At 71.4% G+C, this 6,788-nt stretch carries 6 protein-coding genes; 1 reads left to right on the forward strand and 5 read right to left on the reverse strand.

The window, feature by feature from the left end:
* The 4 genes from SSOG_RS47525 to SSOG_RS05505 all read right to left on the reverse strand — a co-directional run.
* Positions 1 to 374 (reverse strand): FAD-dependent oxidoreductase (locus SSOG_RS47525; protein ID WP_245606227.1); only part of this gene is annotated, 374 nt, incomplete at its 3' end.
* 10 nt (positions 375 to 384) lie between these two features.
* The gene (locus SSOG_RS05495; RefSeq protein ID WP_009713217.1) at positions 385 to 1,203 is read right to left on the reverse strand and encodes an amino acid ABC transporter ATP-binding protein; all 819 of its coding nucleotides are present in this window, start codon (positions 1,201 to 1,203) and stop codon (positions 385 to 387) included.
* Positions 1,200 to 1,970, reverse strand: coding sequence for an amino acid ABC transporter permease (locus tag SSOG_RS05500; protein WP_009713218.1), 771 nt, complete (start codon positions 1,968 to 1,970; stop codon positions 1,200 to 1,202). Before SSOG_RS05500 ends, SSOG_RS05495 begins: the two co-directional genes overlap by 4 nt.
* 13 nt (positions 1,971 to 1,983) lie before the next feature.
* Positions 1,984 to 2,922, reverse strand: coding sequence for a substrate-binding periplasmic protein (locus SSOG_RS05505; RefSeq protein ID WP_009713219.1), 939 nt, complete (start codon positions 2,920 to 2,922; stop codon positions 1,984 to 1,986).
* A gap of 222 nt (positions 2,923 to 3,144) precedes the next feature.
* Here SSOG_RS05505 and SSOG_RS05510 point away from each other — a divergent pair, with 222 nt between their 5' ends.
* Positions 3,145 to 4,365, forward strand: coding sequence for a CdaR family transcriptional regulator (locus SSOG_RS05510; protein WP_009713220.1), 1,221 nt, complete (start codon positions 3,145 to 3,147; stop codon positions 4,363 to 4,365).
* Here the strand turns inward: SSOG_RS05510 and SSOG_RS05515 are convergent.
* Entirely contained in the window at positions 4,362 to 6,380 is a 2,019-nt protein-coding gene (locus tag SSOG_RS05515) for an acetoacetate--CoA ligase (protein ID WP_039936651.1), read from the reverse strand. The two genes, SSOG_RS05510 and SSOG_RS05515, sit on opposite strands and share 4 nt — an antisense overlap.
* Between the last annotated feature and the right edge of the window lie 408 nt (positions 6,381 to 6,788).

A 6,788-nucleotide genomic window follows, 5' to 3' on the forward strand; every position in this document is an offset into this window, starting at 1 on the left:
AAGAGGGCGAACGTGCTGCGGTCCAGCTCCGCGATCGCCGCGTAGCCGCGCCGGAACGCCGCGGGTGTGCTGCTGCGCCAGAAGCGCCACAGCCACCGTACGAACGCGGGGTCCGGCAGCGGGCGCAGATAGAGCGGGGAGTCCGGCCGACCGAGGGAGCGTGCCGCGTACCGCAGCACGCCCGGGGCGGGGACGGGCGTGGAGTGGCTGAGGCAGACCCAGCCCGCGTTGCCGCGCGAGACACCGGAGCCCACACCGCGCCGTTCCACGATCTCGACCGGCAGTCCGCGCTCGGCCAGGTAGTACGCGGTGCACAGCCCGACCACTCCGCCGCCGACGACCACCACGGGACCGCTGCCGTGCATTGTGTCCATGGCGCGTCCCCTATTCGGCGGACTCGTAGGTGGTCAGGAACGCCCGGGTCCGGGCCTGTTGGGGGCGGCCGAGCACCTCGGCGGGCGGGCCCGCCTCGATGATCCGGCCGCCGTCGACGAAGGCGACCCAGTCGGACACCTCGCGAGCGAAGGGCAGTTCGTGGGTGACGAGCATCATCGTCATCCCCTCCTCGGCCAACTCGCGCATGACCCACAGCACTTCGCGGGTCGCCTCGGGGTCGAGCGACGACGTGGGTTCGTCGAAGAGCAGCACTTCGGGCTTGAGCGCGAGCGCCCGCGCGATGGCGACCCGCTGCTGTTCGCCGCCGGACATCTGGTCAGGGTGGGCGAGGCCGCGGTGGGCGAGGCCGACCCGGCGCAGCAGCACGACGGCCCGCTCCAGGGCCTGCCGTTCGGGGACGCCCGCCTTGACCTGCGCCAGCATCACGTTCTCGACGGCGGTCAGGTGTGGGAAGAGGTGGAAGCGCTGGAAGACCATGCCGACCGTGCGGCGCAGCCGGGCGAGGTCCCGGCAGACGATCCTTCCGTCGCTGTGCACCGTCTCGCCCGCCACCTCGATGGTGCCGGTGTCCGGCCGCTCCAGCAGGTTGACGCAGCGCAGCAGCGTGGTCTTTCCGCCGCCGCTCTGCCCGATGATGCTGACGATCCGTCCGCGCGGTACGTCGAGGGAGACGTCGTCGAGGACGCGGCGCCCGTCGAAGGACTTGCCGAGGTCTCTGATCCGTATGACGGCGTCGGTGGGCCGCGGGGCGGTGGTCCCGGTCGTCGTTCCGGGGGCCTGGGCCGCCGCGGTGACGGGCTCGGTCATGCCGTCGCCTCCTTCGGGGACGGTGTGCCGGCCGGGGCGGGTGCCTCGGCGAGCAGGGCGCGGGCGGTGCTCAGCCGGCGCCGCCGCCCCGGGGTCAGCGGCTTTCCGGCGCGGATGGCGCGCTCCACCGCGAGCAGCAGCTGGGACAGCGGGTAGCAGAGGGCGAAGTACACGGCCGAGATGACGAGGTACACCTCCAGGGCCCGGAAGGTGGAGGAGGTGATGAGCCGCGCCTCGGACATCAGCTCGGCGGCGGAGATCGTGACCAGCAGGGAGGTGCCCTTGAGCAGGTCGACCAGCATGGTGTTGGTGCCGGGCAGCGCCAGGCGCAGCGCCTGGGGGAAGATCACGTGCCCGAAGACGCTGAGGCGGCCCAGTCCGAGCGCCTCGCCGGCCTCCGTCTGGCCGTCGTGGATTCCGCTGATGGCGGCGCGGAAGATCTCGGACAGATAGGCGGAGTAGAAGACGATGAGGCTCAGGCATCCGGCGGTGAAGACGTCGAGGCGGATGTCGACCGAGCCCAGGCCGAAGTAGGTCAGGAAGATGATGGCGAGCAGCGGGATGTTCTTGAACAGCTCGGTGTACACGGCGGCCAGGGCGCGCAGCGGCCATACGCGGCTCAGCCGCAGCAGCGCCACCACCAGGCCGAGGAGGGCCGCGCCCGCGAAGCTCACGGCGGTGTACGAGACCGTCTTGAGCAGGGCGTCCAGCAGATCGGAGCGGTAGTCGGACCAGGGGACCTGGAACAGGCCGGCGGCGGTCGTCACGTTCGTGGCCTCCTCACTGTCCGGCGGTGCCGATGGACGGTGCGTTCCAGTCGGCGGGCCGGTCGACTCCGCGCCGTGCGGGGGCGACGTCGGAGGCGGGCTTCAGGAACTGTTCGGGGTCGCCGCCCCATTTCTTGATGAGCTTCGTCAGCTCGCCGTTCTGGTACATGGCGTCGATCTGGGCGGAGATGGCCTTCTCCAGCTTGGTGGCCTTCTTGGGGAGGTAGAAGCCGGTCTGGTACGGGCGGAAGTACTCGTAGGCGGGCTTGGCCTTGACCTGTGCGGCGGTCGGCGGCGTCAGGTATTGGGTCTTGAGCTGCTCGGAGCGTTCCTTCTCGGCCGCGATGATGATGAGCGGGTCGAGGAAGCCGACGTCGATGCGGCCCGCGGCGAGGTCGTCGAAGACGCCGTTGGCGTCGGGGTAGGCGCGGAGTTTCGCCCCGGGGACGGCCTTGATGGACTTGACCCAGACATAGCCCTCGACGGTGCCGAGGCGCAGCCCCTTGAGGTCGTTGATGGTCTTGTACGTCTTGCCCGAGCCAACCGCCATCGCCGGGGGCGAGTAGTAGGGCGGATCCGTGAACAGTCCCTGCTTCTGGCGGTCCTTGGTCCAGGCGACGCCGCCGATGGTGATGTCCATCCGCCGGGACTGGACTCCGGCGAGCATGCCCGCGAAGTCCGTGGTCTCGGGCTGGACGGTGAGGCCGAGCTTCTTGGCGGCGTAACTGAGGATGTCGCCGTCGAGGCCGACGATCTTGCCGTCCTTGACGGTGGTGTAGGGCGCGTAGGGCTGGACGGCCACCTTCAGGACGCCGGGGTCGATCGTCCCGAGCGCGGCCGTCTTCGCGGAGACCTTCTTGGGGGCCGCGGCGTCGCTGTCCGATCCACAGGCGGTCAGGGCGAGGAGCGGCATGACGGAGAGGGCTGTGAGGAGGATGCGTACACGGGCCATCGGATCGGCCTTCCGTGTCAGGGCTGGGCAGGGCCCGCCGTTCACCGCGTCGTCACCGCGGCGGTGGTGTGAATTGCCCCATACGCTACGAGTGCACCGAGCTTCGGTCACTGGTTGCTTCGTACGAATATATGGCGAGAAAGACCGGGCGCACTGTATGGTGCGTCCCACTTCGCGCCGCCTCGCGCGCCCCTTCCGCGCACCTCTCGACGGGGGTTCCGCATGCTCAGCCCGTCACTCGCCCAGGAGATCGCCGGGGACACCTCGGCGGTCATCGGCTTCAACGTCCTCATCACCGACAGTGAGGGCACCGTCATCGGCAGCGGCGACCGGAGCCGCATCGGCACCTTCCACGAGGCGTCCGTCGAGGTGCTGCGCACCCAGGAGCCCGCCACCCACACCACCGCGCAGGCCCAGTCCCTGCGGGGCGTGCGCCCCGGTGTCACCCTCCCCCTGGTCCGGGACGGGCACGCGGTCGGCACGGTCGGGATCACCGGTACGCCCGCTCAGGTGGGCCGCTTCGGGCTGCTGGTGAAGCGGCAGACGGAGATCCTGATGCGGGAGTCCGTGCTGCTGCGCTCGCGGGTGCTCAGGGAGCGGGTGCTGGAGGATCTGATCGCCGACGTCGCCTCGTACGACGCCCAGGTGGTCGAGCCCGACTTCATCGTCTTCCGCGCCGCGGAGCTGGGCTTCGACCTGCGGCTCGCCCGGGTCGCGATCGCGTTGGAGGTGACGGTGCCTGACGCGGAGCGCCGGGGCGGCGGGCGCGGCCACGGGAGCGGGTACGCCGGTGGGCACAGGGCCCGGGACACCGCGCTGGTCCGCCCGGAGCTGCTGCGCACCGTCCGCGAGGCGTTCCCCGATCCGCAGGACATCGTCGCGAGCGCCGCCCCCGGGTGGATCGGGGTGCTGCACCGGCTGCGGGGCGAGGCGCTCGACCCGGATGTGGCGGCCCTCTGCGGTCGGCTGACGGAGGTCGCCGACGCGCGGTACGGACTGGTGCTGCGCGCCGGGATCGGCGAACCGGCCTCCTCGGTCGGCGGGCTGCACGACTCGTACCAGGACGCGTGCGACGCGCTGCGGCTCGGCGCCCGGGTCGCCGCCGACGCCCCCGACGTCCCCGTCCATCTCATCGGCGATCTGCGCGGCCACCAGCTGGTGGCCGCCGTCGGGCAGCACACCCGGGCCCGGCTCGTCGCCCTGACCGCCACCGATCTGCGCGGACAGCCGGACTGGCCGGTGCTGCGGGAGACGGTGGTGGCGTGGTGCGAGAACGGCTTCAACCTGGTGCGGGCGTCGGCGGCGCTGCACATCCACCGCAACACCCTCGTCTACCGCATCAACAAGATCGAGCAGATCAGCGGCCGCTCACTGCGCGACCGCCGTGCGCTCTCCCTCTATCTGGCCTGTCTGGCCGACCAGTTGGACACCACGCACTCCTAGTCGGCCGAGACGCCCTTCGTCCGGGCCAGGCGCTCGTAGTACTTCAGCAGGTCGATGTCGTCCACCGACCCCGGGTTGACGGCCTTGTCCAGCGACGTGCCCTGGAGGAGGCGCTTGACCGGGACCTCGATGCGCTTGCCGGTGAGGGTGTGGGGGACGCCCGGCACCTCGATGACCTCGTCGGGGACGTGGCGCGGGGAGAGCTCGGTGCGGATGGTGGTCTTGATACGGGCCAGCAGGTCCTCGTCCAGGGTGGCGCCCGGGGCGAGGTGGACGAAGAGCGGCATCCAGTAGCCGCCGTCGGGCTGTTCGACGCCGATGACGAGGGATTCGCGGATCTCGGGGAGGCGCTCGACCGCCTCGTAGATGTCGGCGGACCCCATCCGTACGCCCTGCCGGTTGAGCGTGGAGTCGGAGCGGCCGTGGATGACGACGGTGCCGCGCGAGGTGACCGTGATCCAGTCGCCGTGGCGCCAGACGCCGGGGAACATCTCGAAGTAGCTGTCGCGGTAGCGGCTGCCGTCGGGGTCGTTCCAGAACCGGACCGGCATGGACGGCATGGGGCGGGTGACGACCAGCTCGCCGACCTCGTCCACAACCGGCCTGCCCCGCGGGTCCCACGCCTGGAGATCGGTGCCGAGCCCGGGGGCCTGGAGCTCGCCGATGTGGACGGGGAGGGTCGGCACGGCGCCAGCGAAGCAGCTGCACACATCGGTGCCGCCGCTGACGGAGGCGATCCACATGTCCTCGGCCACCTCGTCGTGGATCCAGCGGAAGCCGTCCGGCGGCAGTGGCGAGCCGGTGGTGGCGACGCACTTCACGCGGGACAGGTCGAAGTCGCGCCCCGGGTGGACCCCGGCCTTGCGGCAGGCCATGACGTACGCGGCGGAGGTGCCGTACAGCGTGGTGCCGGTGCGCTCGGCGATGCGCCACTGGGCGGCGGTGTCCGGATAGCCGGGGCTGCCGTCGTACAGCACCACGGTGGCGCCGGACAGCAGCCCGGACACCAGGAAGTTCCACATCATCCAGCCGGTGGAGGTGTACCAGAAGAAGCGGTCCCCGGGGCCCAGGTCGCAGTGCAGGCCCAGCTGCTTGAGGTGCTCCAGCAGGATGCCACCCTGGGACTGCACGATCGCCTTGGGCAGCCCGGTGGTGCCGGAGGAGTAGAGCACCCACAGGGGATGGTCGAAGGGCACCTGCTCGAAGACCGGTTCGGTCCCGTCGCGGACGATGTCGTCCCAGGCCAGCGCCCCCTCGGGGGCGGGGGTGCCCAGCAGCGGGATGTGGACGACGGCGCGCACGGTGGGCAGTTCGCGGCGCAGCTCGGCGACGGTTCCGGTGCGGTCGTGGGTCTTGCCGCCGTAGGCGTAGCCGTCGACGGTGAACAGGACGACCGGCTCGACCTGCTGGAAGCGGTCCAGGACGCTGCGGGCGCCGAAGTCGGGGGCGCAGGAGGTCCACACCCCGCCGACGGCGGCGGTGGCGAGGAACGCGATGGCGGCCTGCGGGATGTTGGGGAGGTAGCCGCTGACCCGGTCGCCGGGGCGGACGCCGAGCCGGCGCAGCGCGGCGGCGGCCGCGCCGACCTGGGCGCGCAGCTCGGCCCAGGTGACGGGGCGCGGCTCATGGGTCTCGTCGACGTGCAGCAGCGCGGGGTCGTCGGCGCGGGCGGGGTCCTCCCCGGCGCGCAGCGCGTGCTCGGCGTAGTTGAGGGTGGCGCCGGGGAACCAGCGGGCGCCGGGCATGGCCGGGTCGGCGAGCACGGTGTCGTACGGGGTGCCGAAGCGCACCTCGAACCACTCGGCGACCGCACCCCAGAAGGTCTCCAGCTCCTCCACCGACCAGCGGTGCAGCGCGGCGTAGCTCGCGGCCGGGTCACCGGGGCGGGCGTCGGGCGCACCGTGCCGCTCGGCCGCCCAGGCGTGGAAGCGGGTCAGCTGGGCGCGCTCGATCCGGTCCGCGCCGGGCTGCCACAGGGGGCCGGGCAGGTCGTCGGGGTGCGCTGCGGTGTTCATCTGTGTCGGCTCCCGGGAGATCCGCCGCGGTCCGCTTGGTTCCAGTCGATCCGGTTGGGCGGGTTGATCCGCGTTGTCTGCTTGCAACTGCGTCCGAGCAGGACGATGCCATGTGATCGACTTGTGCACCAGGGGCGCCACTCCACATCCACGGTTGAGGGGCATGTGGGACGACACATGCGTGGTGGGTGGCATGTGGGACGACCACGGGTGAACGGCAGTTGAACTATGGTCGCGACCTGCCTTGTCAATGGCACAGTGATCAGTATGAATGCGCGTGACCTGGTGCGGTCGGTGAAGGTGGTCGGTACGGCGCAGGGGCTGCGCTCCCTGCTCTCGGCGTGGCGGCGCCGGCGTTCGGACGCGACCCGGACTGCCGCGGCGGGGCGCGGAGCTGGCGCGGGTGCC

Origin of the sequence: Streptomyces himastatinicus ATCC 53653 (assembly GCF_000158915.1) — a bacterium.
In the GTDB taxonomy this organism is placed as follows: Bacteria; Actinomycetota; Actinomycetes; order Streptomycetales; family Streptomycetaceae; genus Streptomyces; species Streptomyces himastatinicus.